Origin of the sequence: Sorangium sp. KYC3313 (genome assembly GCF_052075895.1) — a bacterium.
Taxonomy (GTDB): domain Bacteria; phylum Myxococcota_A; class Polyangia; order Polyangiales; family Polyangiaceae; genus Sorangium; species Sorangium cellulosum_B.
Map to the genome: position 1 here is coordinate 3,467,217 of NZ_CP197255.1, position 18,508 is coordinate 3,485,724.

The window sequence follows — 18,508 nt, forward strand, 5'->3', positions numbered from 1 at the left end:
TTGCTCCGCGAACCGATCCTTCATTTCCTCTTCATCGGCGCGCTGTTGTTCCTCGGCCACCGGCTCGTCGCCGGCGATCCCAGGGAGATCGTCGTCAGCACGGGGCTGAAGGCGGACCTGGAACGGCAGTTCCGCGACACCATGGGGCGGGCGCCGACGGCGGCCGAGCTGGCGGCGGCGCTCGACGGGTGGAAGCGGGACGAGGTGCTCTACCGTGAGGCGCTGCGGGAGGGGCTCGATCGGCAGGACGCGACGGTGCGGGTCGCGCTGGCCGAGAAGCTGCGGACACGGGCGGCTCAGCCGAGCGCGGCGCGGGCGCCGACGGACGCAGAGCTGGACGCGTGGCTGGCTGCTCACCGGAGCCAGTACGAGGCGCCGCTCCGGTACGATTTCGAGATCGTCGCCTTTCCCAGGAGCGACCCGGCTGCAGAGGAGCAGCGGTCGACGTATCGACGTGCGCTGGCCGACGGTGCGGACCCAAGGACGCTCGGTCGTCCGATCGAGGGGGGCAACCTCACCCGCGATTCACTCGCAGCCAAGTTCGGACCCGCGGTCGCCGAGAGCATCGGCAGCTCGCCGCTCGCCGCGTGGCAGGCCCTGGAGACCCAGGACAGCCTGCTGCTCGCGCGGGTCAACCAGATAAGCGGGGGGCTGCCCAGCCGCGAGGCGATCCGCGCGACCCTCATCATCGACTGGACCGCCGCACGGAAGAAGCAAGCCGTCGACGAGTTCGTCGAGAGCCTCCTCGCGCAGTACAGATTCAAGGAGAGCCCTTGAATCGTTCGCGCCTGCTCCGGCTCGCTCGGTCCCTGCCGTTCTTGCTGGCCCTGCTCCTGGTGCCCGTCCCCGCGGCCGCCCACGCGCTCAACTCGGCGCTCCTTTCGCTGACGGAGGTGGAAGGTCACGACGGGCGGTTCGCCGTACGCTGGGAGGCGAGCTCGTCCGCGCTCCAGGCCGACCTCGCGACGCCCGCCGTGTTCCCCGCGGCCTGCAAGCTCGACGGAGCAGCTCTCGACTGCGGTCACGACGGCCTCGTCGGCACCATCGAGCTCCCCTGGCTCGAGGGGACCGAGACCAACGTGATGGTGGTTGTCGAGTGGCGGAATGGAAGCCGGCTTGTCCGGGTGTTGACCGGCAACGACCCGAGCCTGGTGGTCTACGGTATTCCCGCCTCCGCCGGGCTCGGCGCGCTCCGGCCGATCATGGTCGATTACACGTGGCTCGGCGTCGAGCACATCCTGACCGGGTTCGACCATCTCCTCTTCGTCATCGCGCTCACGCTCCTCGTGCGCGGCGGCCGGAAGCTGCTCGGCGCCGTCACGGCCTTCACGGTCGCGCACAGCCTGACGCTGGCCTGCGCCGTGTTCGGCTGGTTGACGCTGCCGGCCCCGCCGGTCGAAGCGGCCATCGCGCTCTCGATCGTGCTGATCTGCGGCGAGTGCATCCGGCCGACCGACTCGCTGACCCGCCGGGCCCCATGGGTCGTCACGTTCGCCTTCGGGCTGCTTCACGGGCTCGGGTTCGCGTCGTCGCTGCTCGACATCGGGCTGCCGGAGAGGCATGTGCCGATGGCGCTCCTGTTCTTCAACGTGGGCGTGGAGATAGGCCAGCTCGGCGTGATCGCGCTGGTGGTCGCGCTGCGCCTCCTCGCCGCGCGGGTCCCCACGCAACCAGCGACGGTGAGGCGCGGCGTGGTGTACGCGATGGGCGCAATGGCAGGCTATTGGTCGATCGAGCGCGTCGTGGCGATGCTCACGGACGCCGGCATGTAGCGGAACCCGCAGGCGGCGGCGTGGAGGCGGCCCCTTCGCGCTGCGCCGCAGGTCCGGCAGGCGCCTCGCCGCTCACCGCTTCTCGCCGCTCCCTGGCGCCGCGGGCGCGCCGCCTCCCGGCGTCGCGTCCACCGCGCCCGGCCCGAGCAGCGTGCCGCACATCGTCTTGCACCGGATGTCGGTCGGCTTGCACTCGCACTTGCCCTGCTCCTTGAGCTCGAGCTTCCCGCGCATCTCCTCTACGGTGAACTGCGCCATCCGCTCGACGCGAGCCATATCCCACCCCTCCTGGACCTGCCGGGGCGTCCGCGGCTCGGTGGCCTTGCCGTCGGGCTCGGCGCAGCAGCGGAAGCTCAGGAAGTAATAATAGAACCCCTCGTCGTGGGTGTAGATCTTCGGCCGGCACTGGTTGCGCACGCCCTTGTACCAGGGGCCGCCGGTGTGGACGCTGTCGAACTTGCCGCGCCAGCCGCCGCTCGTCTCGCTCGCCACCACCTCGTCGGTGTTCGCGGGCAGGTCGGCGACGCCATAGTCGCTGATGCACTCGGGCTGCGACCCGCTCCGCACCCCCTTCCACAGGCGGGCCAGCTCGCCCGGATCGCGCTTCGCGACCTTCTTCATGTCGGGATCGTCCCAGAGGTGGTCGCCGTTGCACTTCGTCGCGTCGCGCGAGTACCCGTACGGGAACGGCTTCATCTCGGGGCCCTCGCACGCGAGCGTCCACTCCGACTCGGTGCAGAGGCGCTTGCCGACGGCGGCGCACTTGACCTGCGCCTGGTGGAAGCGGTTCATCACCTCGGGCCGCTCCCCCTTCTTGTTCGGCCACTCGTACGTGTCGATGCAATACCGCTTCTTCGTCTTGTCGCCCGTGCAGCGGGCCGGGGCAGGGGCGAACTCCTCGCAGATCGTCTTCTTGTTCGACTTGTCGTACCAGCTGCGGAGGCAGCTGTGCTCGACCTCGCTGCAGTACTCGCCTTCCACGAGCTTCATGTCGGCCGGGCACGCCTGCTCTTCCGCGGTGGCGGTCTCCCCGCCGGCCGTCCCCGCCTGGGGGGCGGGCGCGCCGGCCTCCGGGGCGGGGGGCGCCGCGGGTCCGGCCTCGGCGGGGGACGGCGCGGCCGCGGGCGGGTGGCCGTCGTGCGCGCGCGGGGACGGCCCCGTCCGGGCCGGCTCCGGGGGAGCGCCGGAGCAGGCGGCGGCGAGCGTCAGGGCGGGGAGGGAGAGGGGGAGCAGGAGGCGTCGCATGCCCGGCGTCATAGTCGAGATCGCGGCAAGGGGAACCAGGCGTCGCGCCCCCGGATCGACGCCGCGCGCCCCGGCCGGGCCGGGGGCGGTCCGGCCGGGGCGCGCTCGCTCCGGGCGGCGGCGCGCCGGGCGCTCTCCGGGGGCACCGGCTTCCCGGGTTGGCGCTGCCGGATCTCGCCCTCTGCTCCGGCAGGCCATCGACGCGCACGGTTCGCCGTTCCCGCCGGAGGCGCGTGATATCGTGCGCCCGAAGACAGAAGGAGTATCGCTGATGATGCGTACGGCTCGTTTCGGTTCGCTGGTTCTTGCGTTCGTCTTCGCCGCTTCGGCGGCCGCCGTCTCGTGCGGCGATGACGGCGACGCCCCGTCCAGCGCGGCCGGCGGCGACGGCGGTGAAGGCGGCGGTGAAGGCGGCGGGGGAGCGGCGGGCGGCGGCGGAGGGGGATCGGACGCCGGCGGCGTGGCGATTCCCGATCTCGACGGGGATGTCCGGGCGGTGACCGACGAGCTCGGGGTCCTCCACCTCGAGTGCGCGTCCGACAACGACTGCTTCGCCGCGCTCGGTTACTTCCACGCTCAGAACCGCTTCTTCTTCATGGATTTCATCCGCAACCTCGTCGAGGGGTCGCTCGGCGGGCTGGTGAAGGCGGGCGCGCGGGTGCTCGAGCAGGACTATCAGAACCGCCATTTCTTCACGACGCGGGACGGCGAGCCGCTCGAGAGGGCGCTCTACGCGCAGGCGAGCCCCAAGGTGAAAGGGCATTTCGACGCGTATGCGCGCGGCGTGAACGCCTGGCTCGCCGACATGCGGAGCAAGAGGAACGGCGCGACGCTGACCGTCGAGTACAACCTCGCGCTCATGGTGAAGGACCCGATCCGCGACTGGAGCCCGGAAGACAGCGCCGCCGTCGGCCTCTACGTGCTCAACGACCTCTCGAACAACAGCGCGCAAGAGCTCGAGCTCGCGGCGCAGGTGCCGCTGTTCGACGCGGCGCTCGCCGCCGATCTGTTCTCGCCCGCGCCCGTGTTCGACGCGTCCACCGTGCCCGCCGCGCAGGCGGCGGACCTCGCGCGGCCCTTCGCGCCGTCGGCCGCGTCGCGGCTCTCGCCGCGCCGGGCGCTCTTCACGGGCGCGGCGGAGCGCGCGGCGAAGGTCGGCGACGGCCGGCGCAAGATGGCGGGCGACGCCGGGTCGAACAACTGGGCTGTCGGCCCGGGCCGCACCGAGAGCGGCCACGCCATCCTGGCGAACGATCCTCACCTGCTGCTCGGCAATCCCAGCATCTGGTTCCCCGTCGAGCTCGACGCCAAGAGCAGGGGCGACGGCGAATACCACGTCGCCGGCGGCACGTTTCCGGGCATGCCGAGCGTGATGATCGGACAGAACGAGTCCATCGGCTGGGGCGTGACCACCGCGTACTACGACCTGGCCGACGTCTACCTGGAGACGCTCACCGGGGACGGCGCGTCGGTCGATTTCAAGGGGGAAGACGTGGCGATCGTCGAGAAGAAGTTCTCGTTCAAGGACGCGGCCTCCGGCGAGACGATCGAGAAGACCTTCCGCTGGGTCCCGCACCACGGGCCCATCGTGAGCGAGGACGCGGGCGCCGGGACCGCCGTGACCATCCGGTGGCGCGGGCACGACGGCGGGACGGACCTCGACGCGTTCTTCGCCCTCGGGCGCGCTGGAAGCGTCGACGAAGCCAGGAGAGGGCTCGAGGCGGCGAGCTCCGCCAGCCAGAATTTCGTCGTCGTCGACACCGAGGGCAACATCGGCTGGTTCCCGTACAGCAAGGTGCCGGCGCGGCCCTGGGCGTCGCCCGAGGTGCCGGCGTGGCTGCCGCTCCCGGGCGACGGAAGCGCCGAGTGGGGCGACCCGATCCCGTTCGCCGAGCTGCCGCAGCTCCTCAACCCGCCCGCGGCCGCGATCGCGACGGCGAACGGCGACATGACGGGCGCGACCGCCGACGGCGACCCCACGAACGACGGGCAAGGCGCGCTCCAGGCGTGGGGCAAGGCCGACGGGACGCGCGAGCAGCGGATCCTCGATCTGCTCGACGCAGGCGGCGACGCGCATTCGCCCGACACTATGACGGCGATGCAGGGCGACACGTACTCGCTCTATGGCAGCTTCGTCGTGCCTGCCGTGCTGTCGGCCGCGGAGCCGGCGACGTTGACGGACGAGGAACAGGCCGTCGTCGACGCGCTCGCCGCCTGGGACCACACGTGTCCGACAGGGCTCGACGGGCACGATCCGGTGGACGCGGGCAAGGTGGACGACGCGACGCTCGCCGCCGCGTCGATCGGCTGCACGGCGTTCCACGCCACGTTCTATGCGATCGTGAGCGAGGCGCTGGGCGACGAGGCGGCGGCCGCGGGCCTCGACGAGCCCGGGTTCGGGCTGACCGTCGTGGCGCGCGCGCTGCGCGATCCGGCGCGCCTGAGCTCGGGCGCTCTGCTCTGGGACGACGTGACCACCGACGGCGTGGCGGAGACGCAGGACGACATCGTGCTCCGGGCGCTCACGAAGGCGGCCGCCTCGCTCGCGGCCCTCGGCCCGGCGGACGACTGGCGCTGGGGCCGCGTCCACACGCTCACGCTCCGCAGCATCTTCGATAACTTCGGCCTCGCCGTGTACAATGACGGGCCTTATGCCGCGCCGGGCGGGCTGTTCACCGTCAACGTCGCCAACCCGAGATCGCGCGCGCTCCCGCCGGACGGCGGAAAGCCCAGCTTCGCCTTCGCCAACGGGCCTTCGATCCGCCTGGTCATCGACGCGGATCCAGCGGGCCCGAAGATGCGCTTCGGGCTCCCCGGCGGGTCGGACCTCCACCGCGACAGCGCCTTCTACAACAACCTCCTCCCGCAATGGCTCGACAACGAGCCGCTCGAGTTCCACTTCGGGCCGGGCGCGGTGACGGATCCGGCGAGCGTGGTGGACGTCTCGCCGGCGCGCTGACCCGGCGCCATCGCGCGGCGGGCCCCGGCGGCGCCATGTCGCCGGGCGCCGCCGGCGCGAGCGCGCGGGCCATCGCGGCCGCCGCCCGCGCCGGCGCGTGCTCCAGACTCCCAGGATCCCTCGGCTCCGCAGGTTCTCGGGACACCGATGATTCCATTCGAACGCGCAGAGAAGAGCGTTGCGCCTAGGGCTATCCCCTGCTCGTATCCGGCCGCGCCTGGCGCCCTTCTCCTGCGCTGCGATGAGGCGCGAATGAGCATTGGCCGTGAAGCGATCCCTGATCCGTGACCTGCGCCGGAGTCTGAATTACTTATCTCCCCACCGTGGTCGACTTTCCGTGTGCCTCGCGCTCACGCTCGTCTCGGGCGGCCTGCCCGCGCTCGAGCCGCTCGCGCACCGCGCGATCTTCGACCAGATCTCGGCGAGCGCTGGTGTCTTCGGCCCCGGGAGCGGGCCGGCCGCGCCCGGGGAGCAGGGCGTCCGGTCCCTCGCCTGCCTGACGCTCGCCCTGTGCGCGCTCGTCGTCCTCCGGCAGATCGCGGAGGGCCTGGGGGCGCTCTCGGTGTGGCGGGTGCGGCTCCGCATCAACCGCGACCTGCTCGACGAGACCACCGCGCGGCTGCACGCGCTGCCCCTCTCGTACCATCAGGAGAGGGGCGTCGGAGAGACGATGACGCGGGTCGATCGCGGCATCACGTCGCTCATGGACTGCCTCGCTTCGGTCGCGTTCCAGCTCTTCCCCGCGCTCGTCTACCTCGTGGTCTCGCTCGGGATCATGCTCCGGCTGAGCCCGCTGCTCGCGCTGGTCGCTGTCGGGTTCATCGTGCCTCCGCTGCTCTTCGGCAGGGCGACCACCGCGCGCCTCGTGGAGCGCGAGCGCGAGGTGCTCGACCGCTGGTGCGGGATCTACAACCGCTTTCAGCAGGTGCTCTCGGGCATCAAGACGGTCAAGGCGTTCGCGCGCGAGGCGGACGAGCACGCCCGGTTCATCCGTTCCGTCGAGGAGGCGCAGGGCGAGGTGCTCCGGAGCATCGGGCTCCAGACGCGGCTCTCCGCGGGCCGGAGCGTGTGCGTCAACATCGGCCGTGTGGCGCTGCTCGGCGTGGGGGGCCTGCTCGTCCTCCGCGGGGAGCTCGGCGTGGGCACGCTTGTCGCGTTCCTCGGCTATGTCGGCGGCCTCTATGGCCCCGCGCAGACGCTCCTCGGCGTCTACGAGACGGCGCGCCGCGCCGAGGTCGGCCTGGCGGCGATCTTCGGCGTGCTCGACGCCGAGGTCGCGGTCGCCGATCCGGAGCGCGCCGTGAGCCCGGAGCACATCCGCGGCGACCTCGAGCTCGACCAGGTGAGCTTCCGCTACCCGCACGCCGCCGGGCGGGCGGTCATCGACGGGATCTCGCTCTCGATCCGCGCCGGCGAGTTCGTGGCGGTCGTGGGCCCGAGCGGCGCCGGGAAGAGCACGCTCGCCGATCTGCTCCTGCGGCTGCACGATCCGACCTCCGGGGCGATCCGCATCGACGGGCTCGACCTCCGGGCGCTGTCGCAGCGCGCGCTCCGGCGGAAGCTCGGCATCGTCACGCAGGAGCCGTTCCTCTTCGAGGACACCATCGAGGCGAACCTCCGGTATGGCTCGCCCGACGCGACGAGCGAGGCGCTCCGCGCCGCGGCGCGCGCCGCCTGCGCCGAGGAGTTCATCGAGCGGCTCCCCCTCGGGTACCAGACCCTCGTCGGCCGCGGCGGCGTGGCGCTCTCCGGCGGCGAGCGGCAGCGCCTCGCGATCGCGCGCACGCTGCTCAAGGACCCGTCGGTCGTGATCCTCGACGAGCCCACGAGCAGCCTCGATATCGAGAGCGAGACCGCGGTGCAGCGGGCCATCGAGGGGCTCTCGCGGGGCCGCACCACGCTGCTCATCGCGCACCGGCTCTCCACCACCCTGCGCGCCGACCGCGTCGTCGTCATCGAGGGCGGTCGCGTCGTCGAGCAGGGCCCGCCCGCGGCGCTCCTCCGCCGCGGCGGGGCGTACCGCCGGATGATGGATCTCTGGCGGGCGCACGAGCCGTCCGGCGCGAGGGGCCTCGGCCACCGAGCGGGTGCGCTGGAGCCAGCGCTGCTCGAGGCCGCGGCGGTGCCAGGCGTGTGAGCGGCTCCCGAGGCGCCGGGTCAAAGCATGATCCAGGAGCAGGGGCGCAGGGCGGCGCCGCACGCCCGCCCTGAGCCGTCGCGGCGGGGGCCGGCCATCTAGAGGCTACCCGATGTCCGCGCACCTCCGCGTCGTTCCAAAGCCCCGTCCACCGGACGGCCCTGCCGGCGCGCAGCTCACCTCAGCCGACATCCTGCGCGGCCTGCACGCTCGGAACCCCGCGGCGGAGCGCCGCCTGCTCGACACCTACGCGGGCCTCGTCGAGCGGATGCTGCTTCGCATCCTCGGCGACGTCCGGAGCCTGGAGGATCTGGTCCAGGACGTGTTCGCCCGGGTGTTCTCCCGCATCGACGACGTGCGCGAGCCCGAGGCGCTGAAGCCCTTTCTCACCAGCGTCACCGTGTTCGTCGCGCGCGAGGCGCTCCGCAAGAGGCGCAGGCACCGCTGGCTCGCGTTCTTCGCGAGCGACGAGCTGCCGGAGGTCGCGGCCAGCGCCGATCCGGAGGCCCGGCAGGGCGTGCGCGCCTTCTACCGCGCCCTGGAGACGCTCGACGCCGACGATCGGCTGGCGTTCACGCTGCGCATCGTCGAGGGCCAGGAGCTCACGGAGGTGGCCGCGGCGTGCAAGGTGTCGCTCGCCACCGTCAAGCGCCGGATCCAGCGCGCGGAGCTCGCGTTCGTCGAGCGCTGCAAGAAGGATGAAGTTCTGTCTTCCTGGCTCGCGGAGGGCGACCGATGGACTTGAGGACCAAAGACGTCGCGGCCGTGGTGCGCCGGGTCGCCGCGCACCAGGACGCCGCGCTCGAGCGGCTGGTGCGGCCGTCGACCACGGATCGACTCGAGGCGATCTACCGCAAGGAGGCCGCGCTCTCGCTGAGCGCCAGGGCGGCTCCCCGCTCGCGGCGGCTCGGCGTCGCGCTCGCTGCGGCGTGCGTCGCCGCTTCGGTCCTCTGGTTCGTGCTGCTCCGGCCGGGCGACCCGTTGACCTACCGGGTCGCGGGGGCGCCGGGCGCCGTCGGCCGGTGGGTGGCGGCGGACGCGTCGCAGGTCGGGCTCGACTTCTCGGACGGGTCGCGCGTGGACCTCGCGCCCGGGACGCGCGCCCGCGTGACCGAGGTCGGCCCCCGGGGCGCGAGCGTCCTCCTCGAGCGCGGCTCGCTGCGCGTGCGTGTCGCGCATCGCGACGACACCCGGTGGGTGGTGGCCGGGGGCCCTTTCGAGGTCCACGTGATCGGCACCGAGTTCGACATCACGTGGAACACGGACGCCGAGGAGCTCACGGTCTCGATGATCACCGGCCGCGTGCGCATCCTGGGCCCATGCGTCGACCCCTCGGGGCGCGCCCTCGCCGCCCCCGAAGCGGCGCGGCTTTCGTGCGCGGCTCCGCGACCCGCCGCGCCGCGGGCGTCGTCGCCGGCGCCTGCTCCGGAGGCCGTCCCCTCCGCGCAGCCTCCCGCGCTCCTCCCGAGCGCGAGCGCCGCCGCATCCGCGCCCGCGCCCGCCCCCGCGCCACCCTCCCTCGGCGCGCCGCAGCCCCGCGCGGGCGAGCCCCTGGCCGGCGCCCCCGCCGAGCGCTGGCGCGCGCACCTCGCCGCGGGCAAGCTCGGCGAGGCGCTCGCGGACGTGGAGCTCCTGGGCATCGACACGGTGCTCGGGCGCGCCGGCGGCGCGGAGCTCGTCGACCTCGGCTCCGCGGCGCGGCTCTCGCGCAAGCCGGACGTCGCGGCCAGGTTCTACGAGGCGGCGCGCCGGCGGTTTGCCGGGAGCGACGCCGCGGCCGCAGCGGCGTACCACCTCGGTCGCATGGCGTTCGACGGGCGCGGCGCCTGGGCGGAGGCCGAGCGCTGGTTCGCCGTGTACCTCGCCGAGAGGCCGCGCGGCACGCTCGCGCCGGAGGCGCTCGGCCGCTCGATCGAGTGCGCGAGGAACCTCCAGCTCCGCGCGCGCGCCCGCGAGCTCGCCGCGCGCTACCTCGCGGCGTACCCGAACGGCGCCCACGCCGGGCTCGCGGCGACGCTCGCCCATGGGGCCGATTGAGGGGTCCGCCCGGCAGCCTGGACGCTGGATCGAGCCTCCTCCCGCGGAGGTCGCGGCCGTCGCGCCGGCGCCGCCCGCGCTCGCCGGGAGCGCGCGCCGTGGCGAGCTCGATCGGCTGCGCGCTCGTCGCTTTGCTGGCGTTCGCGGCGCTCGCGGCGCCGTGCTCCGCCGGCGAGGCGCCGCCGATCACGGTCGTCGCCGGCGCGCGCGGGGCGCTGGCGTACCGGCTCTCGCAGGAGCTCGAAGCGGCGGGCCTGCAGGTACACGTCCAGGCGGGCCCGGCGGCGGCTGGTTCCGGCGGGCTGCTCATCGTCATCCCCGAAGGCGAGGAGGGAGCCATCGAGATCTGGTCGGACTCGAGCGGGCGCGCGGACCTGGTCGCGAGCGTGGCGCCCGACGGCCCGCTCGACACCCGGGTGCTCCGCGCGGCGGAGCTGGTGCGGGCGCTCCGGTCGACGGCCGGGGCCCCCGCCGGAGCCGTCGGACCCGAGCCGGCGGCCGTCGCGCCGGCCCCGGTCCAGCCGTCTCCCGCCGCGCCTCCTGCCGCGCCGCCCGGTGAGGCGTGGCCGCGCCCGCCGCTCCGCGCCTGGGCGCCGCCCTCGCCGCCGTTCGCGGTGCCCGCGGCGCCCAGGGCCCCGCTCGTCGAGGTCGGCGTCGCGATCGCCGCGGGATGGCAGGCGCCTGGCGCCTCGCTGGCGCTCGATGCCTCGCTCCGGATCTGGCCCTCGGCCCGGATCGGCGCCGGGCTCCTGGCGGACCTGCCGGTCATCGGTCCGGAGATCGAGGCGTCGGAAGGCAAGGTTCGCTTTCGCCGCTCGCTCTTTGGCGCCGAGCTCGCCCTCGCGCCCATCGAGAGGGGCCGCCGGTTCGGACTCGTCCTCTCCCCCGGCGTGGGTCTCGGTTACGTGAGCGCGTCCGGCGATGCGAGACCGCCCTATATCGACAGCGACGAGTCCACCTTCACCGCCTTGGTGTACGGGCGAGGCGAGGCGCGTTTCCGGCTCGTCGACTCCGTGGTTCTCACGGCGGGCGCGCTCGGCGGCGCGGCGATCCCGCCTGTCGACATCCGGTTCGCAGGACGGGTGATCTCGACGTTCGGCCCGCTCGCGTCGTTCTCGCTCGGTGTCGTCGTCCAGCGGTGAGCCGCCGCCACGACAGGCGGCCATTCCTAGGAGCAAGCCACGCGCACTTCCTCACTCGAGATCGGAGAGACCTCCTTGAAACAGCTCCTCGTCCCTGGATGCACCGCGCTCATGACGCTTGTCGCCGCATGCGACAGGATCCCGCTCGATCCCATACGCGATGAGGGCGCCGGCGGTAGCGCGACGGGAGAGGGCGGGGCCGGGGGCAGCGGCGGGGCCGGGGGCAGCGGCGGGGCCGGGGGCAGCGGCGGCGCAGGCGCAGGCGGCAGCGACGCCGCCGTCGGCAGCGGCGGCGCAGGCGGCAGCGGCGCCGCCGTCGGCAGCGGCGGCGCAGGCGCCGGCGGCGCCGTCGGCAATGGCGATCCTTTGTGGAGCCGGCACTTCGCCTCGAACCCACGCCAACCCAACGTGTGGGTGGGCAGCCGCATCGCCGTGGACGAGCCCGGCAACCTCGTCGTCGCGACGGCGGTCGCCGATGGCGTCGACTTCGGCGACGGTCCGCTCTCGACCGGGGGCGCCCTGGCCTTCGCCCTCGCGAGATTCGACGACGAAGGAGAGAACCTCTGGCACAAGGAATTCTCCGGTTCCGCCTACCCGCGTGACGTCGCGGTCAACCAGGCTGGGCTCATCGCCACGACGGGGGTGGTTTACGGGACCGGCGTCGACTTCGGCGGTGGTTTGCTCGCGGGGCCGGAGTCGGGCGGCGACGCCTTCGTGGCCGTCTTCACGGGAGACGGAGAACACGTCTGGTCGGCTCGGATCGGCGCCGATGGCGATCAAGGGGCGGACAGCCTCGCCATGGATGCAGCCGGGAACGTCGTCGTGGCAGGGACGTTCATGGGCCAGATCAGCCTCTGCGGCGCCTCGCTGACCAGCGTCGGTGACATGGACTCGTTCATCGCGAAGTTCGACCCTGCGGGGCATTGCCTCTGGAGCAAGCAACTCGGCTACACGGAGATCCACGACGTCGCGCTCGGCGGGTCGGGCAGCGTCGTCCTCGCCGGCAGCTTCGGCGCTTATTTCGCAGATGCGATCGACCTCGGCGGCGGCCCGCTGATCACCGCGGGCAGCGAGGATATCTTCGTGGCGAAGCTCGACGCCGCCGGTGAGCACGTCTGGAGCAAGCGGTTCGGCGACGAGGCGCTCCAGAGGGCGTACGGCGTCGCGGTCGACGGCGCTGGAAACGTCGTCATCAGCGGGACGTTCCTCGGGAGCGTGGATTTCGGCGCAGGCCCGCTGGTGAGCGCGGGAGGGTACGGCCCTCTCGAGCCCGGCTCTGTCACGTGGGGGGGCAACGCCTTCGTGACCAAGCTGAACCCGGCAGGCGAGCTGCTCTGGGCCAGGCGCCTCGGGCAGCATGGGCCGCAGACGGCGCTGGACGTCGCGGCGACCGCGGGCGGCGAACTCGCGATCACCGGCCTGATGTACGGCGACGTCGACTTCGGCACGGGCCTGATGGACTGCACCTACGGCGACGCCTTCGTCGCGAAGCTCGATGCGGCCGGCACGGTCCGCTGGGTGAAGCACACCGGCGGCAGGGAGCAACAGTACGGCTATTCCACGGCCATGGACGGGGCCGGTGACGTGTACGCCGCCGGGCCGTTCTTCGGCACCATCGACTTTGGCACGGGGCCGCTGGCGACCCCGACGCCTACCCGGGCGATCTTCCTCGCGAAGTTCGGCCCCTGAGGCCGCGGGCGGCGATCCGCGAGGTGGCCCTCAGCGCAGGCAGGCGCCGAGCCATCGCGCGGCGTTCTGTCCGAGGGCGGGGCCCAGGAGCTCGGGGGGCAGGTGAAGGCCCTGATAGGTGCCGATGGTGCGGGCGGGCTGATCGGCGGTTTGACGAAAGAAGCGAAACTTGTCCTCTCTCAAGAGACCCATGTTCGACTCCACCTGCAGGTCCCACAGCTCCATGGACATCGGGTCCAGCCCGCTGGTCACGAGATCGGTCCCGAACAGGAAGCGCTCGGGCCAGCGAGAGAACAGCCTGAGGAGCTGGGCGCGCTCCCGCTCGAGGCTCGCGAACCCCTCTGTCGCCGGGCCGGCGGAGCCATGGCTCGTATCGACGAGCAGGCGCGGAAACGCCGCCATCAGGGACTCCATGCGCGCGAGGTCGGTGCGGCTGCCGCAGAGGTGCGCGCACACGAGCTGCAGGTCGGGGAAGGCGCGCAGGACCGCCTCGAGCTCGCTCCTGTAACGGACGGTGTTGGCATGAAGCAGAACCGGAAGCGCCTGATCCGCGAGCGCCTGCCACATCGCCTGGTGCGAGGGGTCGTCGAGGGGACGCTCGTGAAAGAGGTTGTGCCCCTGGTAAAGCTTCACGCCGCAGGCGCCTCGGCGGCGCAGCTCGGCGAGGTAGGCGATGTCATCGTCACCGAGCTCCAGGGTGACGAAGGGAATGAGCTTCCCACGGTGAGCCGCTGCGGCGTCGAGGACGAGCTCGTTGCCTGCGCGGTAGCCGGAGAGGCCAGCGCCGCCGCGTCCGCTGGTCAGGTCCGGGCTCGCCAGGATGACGGCGCGATCGACGTGATGCTTGGCCATGTGCGCGAGCAATGGTGCCACTGCGCTGGCCTCCGTCAGGTGCACATGGATGTCGATGACCTCCTGACGGGCCGGCGGAGGCGGCGACGAACGGCACCCCAGGACGGCGGCGAGCGCGGCGCCCCACGCGATGCTCCGGAAGCGAGCGCCGCGATCGGCGCGCGAGTTCATCGAAGGAGGGCGATGAGGGCGGCGGCGACCACGAGAGTGATGAGCGACGATTGGATTCATCGCCGACAAGGATACGCCGTGGCGGGGATGGCGCCATGAGAAAGGAGGGAGTCAGGAGATATGAAAAAATGATGTGAGCGGATGATCCGCTTCTGAGTCTGCTTTGTGCGAACGCTCGATGTTCGCGCCTCGAGGGCGAAGTTTCGCCCTCGAGGTCGTTGTTCATTTGTGCCCAGTGGAGTTGTCTATGTCGCTCATTCGTAGCTCGGTTCGTCTCATGGGGTTCGCGGCGCTCTGCGCGTCTTTGTTCGGAACGACATCTTGCTCGCGCTGGCTGGACGAGGGCTCAGGCGCCGACGGAGGCGGCGGTGATGCCAGCGGCAGCGGCGGTACCGGCATCAGCGGGAGCGCCACCAGCGGTAGCGGCGGCAGCGGCGGTACCGGCATCAGCGGCAGCGGCAGCGGCGGCGGCAGCAGCAGCGGCGGCAGCAGCAGCGGTAGCGGCGGCAGCGGCAACGGCAGCGGCGGCAGCGGCGGCAGCGGCGGCAGCGGCGGCAGCGGCATGGGTGGGGCGGGTGGAGGCGGGGCCACGACCGGGGGCGGCGGAGCGCCTGTCTGCGCGGACGACGCCTACGAGGCGAACGACGCGTCCATCTCTGCGGCTCCGCTCGCCTATGACCATACCGACGACAGCTTTGGTCCCAGCGCGTGGTTCTCGAAGATCGACTTCGTCCTCTGCCAGGGCAACGAGGACTGGTACCTGCTCGACACCACCTCTCTCGGGATCGAGGAGGTCAACTGGAGCCTTCGCGTCCTGGCCTCCGGGGCAGGGCTGTGCGGCTCGGGTTGTGAGCAGTACACTCCGCCCTCCGGTCCAGAGAACACGTTGATCGTGGAGGTCTACAGCGCTGCCACGATGGAGCTCCTCGGGGCTGAGGAGAGCGATCATGGACGCGTATGGCTCGACGGAGGGGGCGCGGATTCGGCGAACGATCTGCTGCTCCGCGTCTATGGGCCGCCCGAGGCGAACTACCCGTACGACATGAGCTTCGTCGCCAAGTCCTATGAAGGGGAGGACGAGTGCGAGTGCTGATCTTCGCCTAGCGCCGCGACGCCCGCGCTCCTCTCTGCTTCCGTGTCCCGAGGGGCCGGGCGGCCCGGCGCTGCCCCGCGCGCCGCCGGGAACGAGCGCGGCGCCCCGCTCAGCCCTGCTTCGGCGCCTTCATCCGCGCCGGATCCACGCTCACGTCCCGCGCCACCTTGCCGAACGCGATGACGCTCCGGTCGCCGTTCCGCTCCTCGATGACCACGCGCCGCACCGACCACAGCTCCGGCCCCGAGGTCATCTCGAGGCTGCGCACGTGCTTCGCGACCTCCTCGGCCCGCGGCCGCGCCGCCAGCGTGATCCCGTCCGCGCGGCTCGGGATCGACAGGTCGTAGCGCGCCCGCAGCTTCCCGAGGTCGCCGCCGAGCAGCACCAGCAGGTCCGACAGCACCGCCCCGAAGCGCCCCGCCGCGCCCCGCCCCGCGCCCGACGCGCCCTTCGGCGTCGCGAAGCCGAACCCCTCGGGCGTGATCCAGTAGGTGATCGCGTCCGGCGGCTTCAGCTCCCACCGGAGGCGGTCGGGCAGCACCAGCGTCATCTCGCCGTCGCTCTTCACCGCCGTCGCCAGCAGGCCGATGCTCCGCTCCTGCGTGAACGGCGCGACCAGCGTCTTCACCGACGCGCGCGCCCGCGTGATCTCGGCGAGCGCGTCGCCCACCTCGTCCGCGCGCGCGCGGCGCGCGTGGCTGCCGAGCGACAGCGCCCCGCCGCACGCCGCGAGCCCCTTCAGGAAAAATCGTCGCTGCATCCTCGCCTCGTCCTCTGACATGGTCATGTCAGACGAGCGGGCCGCGCTCAATCCGCAATGGGCTTCGGCGTGTTGGGCCCGCTCTCCGGCAGGTCCGGCTTCGCGATGTACTCCTTCGGGAGGTCGCCCGTCAGGCACTTGAGCCACACCACGATCTGATCGACCTGGGCATGGGACAGGTCCTTGCCGAGCTGGTGCTTGCCCATGAGCCGCACCGCCTCCTGCAGCGACGAGACGGACCCGTCGTGGAAGTACGGCGCCGTCATGGCCACGTTGCGGAGCGTCGGCACCCGGAAGACCATGAAATCCGCCTGCTTCTTCGTGATCTCGAAGACGCCGCGGTCCATCGTGTCGGGCCACGACCGCACGAGGCCGAGCTTCTGGAACATCGTCGCCCCGATGTGCGGGCCGAAGTGGCACGTCACGCAGCCGACCTCGACGAACGTGTTGAACCCTTCCTTCTCCGCGTTGGTCAGGGCCTCGGGCTCCCCCTCCAGGAACAGGTCCCACCGCCCGCGCGTGATCAGCTTGCGCTCGAACGCGCCGAGCGCCTTCGCCGTGTTGTTGGCGTTGACGGGCCACGGATCGCTCGGGAACGCCCTGCCGAACGCCTTCACGTACTCCGGGATGGAGCGCAGCGTCGCCTCCAGCCGCACCGGCGTCATCGCCATCTCGCTCGGGTTCATCATCGGCCCGTTGGCCTGGGCCTCGACGTTGTCGAAGCGCCCGTCCCACATGAGCGAGAAGAACCCCGCGGAGTTGTACACGCTCGGCGTGTTGCGGCGGCCGCTCTGGTGCGCGTGCCCGATCGACACCTTGGCGCCGTCCGCGCCGTAGCGATCGAGCGGGTGGCACGAGTTGCACGAGAGGTCGTGGTTCTTCGAGATCCGCGTCTCGTAGTAGAGCATCCGGCCGAGGTTGATCTTCTCGTCGGTGAGCGGGTTGCTCGAGGACGTGATGACCGCCGGCAGCGGGTTGAAGCTCCCGAGCCGCTCCGGATCGATCTGCACGGCCGGCTCGGCCGGGGCCGCGGCGGACGCGCCCGGCGCCGCGGTGGGCGCGGCCGGCGCGGCGGCCGCCGGCGCGGGCTGCGTCTCGCCGGTCGCCGGGGCGGACGCGGACGCCGTCGTCTTCTGCACCAGCCAGGCGCCGACGCCGGCGCCCGTCGCCGCGACCAGCACCGCCGCCGCCACGAGCGGGGCCACCTTGCTGCGGGGGCGCACGTGGGCGGTGGGCTGGTCACCCGCCACGATGATCGTCTTGTGGAACGGCACGGAGGTGCCCGAGACCGTCCTCGATGGCGGCGGGCCGTCCGGGAGCCCGCGGATCAGGAGGCCGTGCGGGGTCGCGTGGTGGCCGCTCTGGGTCGCGTGGTGGCCGCTCTGGGTCGCGTGGTGGTGACCGCTCTGGCCCAGGGCCCCGCTGTGCGTGACGTGCTCGGGCCAGCTGCGGGGCGTCCCCACGGGCGTGGGCGGGCGCCGCGTCGACATCTCGCCGGGGTCCGGCCAGCTGCGGGACGTGCTCCCGGGCGTCGGCGTGCGGCTGCGGGGCGTCCCCACGGGCGTGGGCGGGCGCCGCGTCGGGACGTCGGGGTTCGGCGGCCCCTGCGAGGGCGGCGGGATGTCGGCCTGCACCGAGTCGGGGAGGGGCTGCAGCATGCTCTCGTGGATCGAGATGCCGTGCGGCAGGAGCATCCGGCACTCGTCGAGCATCTCCGCCGCGCTCTGGAAGCGCAGGTTCCTGTCGATCTGGAGCGCGCGCTGGACGATCTCGGAGACCTCGTAGGGCACCCAGGGCGCCAGCGTCTGGATGGGCGGCGCCGGGGTCGAGCAGATCGCGACGATGAGCTCGCCGAGCCCCCGCGAGTTCCTGTAGGGGGTGCGCCCGGCGAGCATCTTGAAGAGGACGATGCCGAGCGACCAGACGTCGGTCCGGCCGTCGACGTCCCGCATGTTGCGCGCCTGCTCGGGCGACATGTAGATGGGCGAGCCGATCAGGTTGCTCGTGGCCGTGAGCTCCTTCTGTTGCTCGAAGGTGTCGTCCTGGATCTTGGCGACGCCGAAGTCGAGGAGCTTGACCGCGTACTCGCCCCCGTCGCGCCGCGCCAGGAACAGGTTGGCGGGCTTGATGTCGCGGTGGAGGACGCGCGCGTCGTGCGCCTTGATGAGGCCCATGCACGCCTGGGCCACGATGCAGAGCGCGAGCTCGGGCGGCAGGGGGCCGAGCCGCCGGAGCATCTGGTCGACGTCCTCGCCGTTGAGCAGCTCCATCACGAGGAAGGGCAGGCCGGTCGCGCGGTCCCTGCCGCTGTCGAGCACGCTCGCGATGTGCTCGCTGTCGATCGCGCCGGCCGCCCTGGCCTCGCGCTCGAAGCGGGCCATCACCGCCTCGTCCTGCGCGAGCTTGCTCGTGATCACCTTGACGGCGACGCGGCGGCCGGTGCCCAGGTGCCGTGCCTCGTAGACTGCCCCCATCCCGCCTTCCCCGAGCAGCCCGAGGATGACGTACCGTTGATCGAGGGTGGTGTTGATCAGGTTGATGTCCGTCATGGTCTGGTCGACTCGGTCGCCGCTCCGGTGCCGCGACCTTGGCGCCCCGAATCGCATTGTCGGACGGAAGCAGCCGCTAGGCAATCTTGCGGTAAGGCCATG

General features: G+C 72.3%; 13 protein-coding genes. 9 read left to right on the forward strand and 4 right to left on the reverse strand.

Going from position 1 to position 18,508, the window contains the following annotated elements; all coding sequences use genetic code 11:
- Both ACSRUE_RS13545 and ACSRUE_RS13550 read left to right on the forward strand, forming a co-directional pair.
- Positions 1 to 777 (forward strand): hypothetical protein, encoded by a 777-nt coding sequence (locus ACSRUE_RS13545; protein WP_441291349.1) that lies wholly within the window; start codon positions 1 to 3, stop codon positions 775 to 777.
- The gene (locus ACSRUE_RS13550; RefSeq protein ID WP_441291350.1) at positions 774 to 1,772 is read left to right on the forward strand and encodes a HupE/UreJ family protein; all 999 of its coding nucleotides are present in this window, start codon (positions 774 to 776) and stop codon (positions 1,770 to 1,772) included. The genes ACSRUE_RS13545 and ACSRUE_RS13550 overlap by 4 nt, the downstream gene beginning before the upstream one ends.
- Positions 1,773 to 1,844: 72 nt before the next feature.
- On the opposite strand, the gene ACSRUE_RS13555 is transcribed toward ACSRUE_RS13550, so the two are convergent.
- Complete coding sequence (locus tag ACSRUE_RS13555; protein ID WP_441291351.1) at positions 1,845 to 3,017, reverse strand: SUMF1/EgtB/PvdO family nonheme iron enzyme; 1,173 nt, start codon at positions 3,015 to 3,017, stop codon at positions 1,845 to 1,847.
- A 271-nt stretch (positions 3,018 to 3,288) separates the two neighbouring features.
- On the opposite strand from ACSRUE_RS13555, the gene ACSRUE_RS13560 reads away from it, so the two are divergent.
- The 6 genes from ACSRUE_RS13560 (at position 3,289) to ACSRUE_RS13585 (ending at position 12,981) form a co-directional block, all read left to right on the forward strand.
- Positions 3,289 to 5,976 (forward strand): penicillin acylase family protein, encoded by a 2,688-nt coding sequence (locus ACSRUE_RS13560; protein ID WP_441291352.1) that lies wholly within the window; start codon positions 3,289 to 3,291, stop codon positions 5,974 to 5,976.
- Positions 5,977 to 6,241: 265 nt separating this feature from the next.
- Positions 6,242 to 8,113, forward strand: a complete 1,872-nt coding sequence (locus ACSRUE_RS13565; RefSeq protein ID WP_441291353.1) for an ABC transporter ATP-binding protein — start codon at positions 6,242 to 6,244, stop codon at positions 8,111 to 8,113.
- A 112-nt stretch (positions 8,114 to 8,225) separates the two neighbouring features.
- Positions 8,226 to 8,858 (forward strand): RNA polymerase sigma factor, encoded by a 633-nt coding sequence (locus ACSRUE_RS13570; protein WP_437764565.1) that lies wholly within the window; start codon positions 8,226 to 8,228, stop codon positions 8,856 to 8,858.
- Complete coding sequence (locus ACSRUE_RS13575; RefSeq protein ID WP_441291354.1) at positions 8,849 to 10,150, forward strand: FecR domain-containing protein; 1,302 nt, start codon at positions 8,849 to 8,851, stop codon at positions 10,148 to 10,150. Before ACSRUE_RS13570 ends, ACSRUE_RS13575 begins: the two co-directional genes overlap by 10 nt.
- A gap of 98 nt (positions 10,151 to 10,248) precedes the next feature.
- On the forward strand, positions 10,249 to 11,292 hold the full coding sequence (locus ACSRUE_RS13580) for a hypothetical protein (protein ID WP_441291355.1): 1,044 nt from the start codon (positions 10,249 to 10,251) through the stop codon (positions 11,290 to 11,292).
- A 75-nt stretch (positions 11,293 to 11,367) separates the two neighbouring features.
- Positions 11,368 to 12,981, forward strand: coding sequence for a hypothetical protein (locus ACSRUE_RS13585; RefSeq protein WP_441291356.1), 1,614 nt, complete (start codon positions 11,368 to 11,370; stop codon positions 12,979 to 12,981).
- A gap of 30 nt (positions 12,982 to 13,011) precedes the next feature.
- Here ACSRUE_RS13585 and ACSRUE_RS13590 read toward each other — a convergent pair whose 3' ends face one another.
- Entirely contained in the window at positions 13,012 to 14,004 is a 993-nt protein-coding gene (locus tag ACSRUE_RS13590) for an amidohydrolase family protein (protein WP_441291357.1), read from the reverse strand.
- A gap of 247 nt (positions 14,005 to 14,251) precedes the next feature.
- Between ACSRUE_RS13590 and ACSRUE_RS13595 the strand changes: the two genes are divergently transcribed.
- Positions 14,252 to 15,097 (forward strand): hypothetical protein, encoded by an 846-nt coding sequence (locus ACSRUE_RS13595; RefSeq protein ID WP_441291358.1) that lies wholly within the window; start codon positions 14,252 to 14,254, stop codon positions 15,095 to 15,097.
- 109 nt (positions 15,098 to 15,206) lie between these two features.
- Here ACSRUE_RS13595 and ACSRUE_RS13600 read toward each other — a convergent pair whose 3' ends face one another.
- Together ACSRUE_RS13600 and ACSRUE_RS13605 are read right to left on the reverse strand one after the other, a co-directional pair.
- On the reverse strand, positions 15,207 to 15,857 hold the full coding sequence (locus tag ACSRUE_RS13600) for a LolA family protein (RefSeq protein WP_437764571.1): 651 nt from the start codon (positions 15,855 to 15,857) through the stop codon (positions 15,207 to 15,209).
- Positions 15,858 to 15,904: 47 nt separating this feature from the next.
- Positions 15,905 to 18,406 carry a cytochrome c peroxidase gene (locus tag ACSRUE_RS13605; protein WP_441291359.1) on the reverse strand — a complete coding sequence of 834 codons (2,502 nt, stop codon included), beginning with the start codon at positions 18,404 to 18,406 and terminating at the stop codon, positions 15,905 to 15,907.
- Between the last annotated feature and the right edge of the window lie 102 nt (positions 18,407 to 18,508).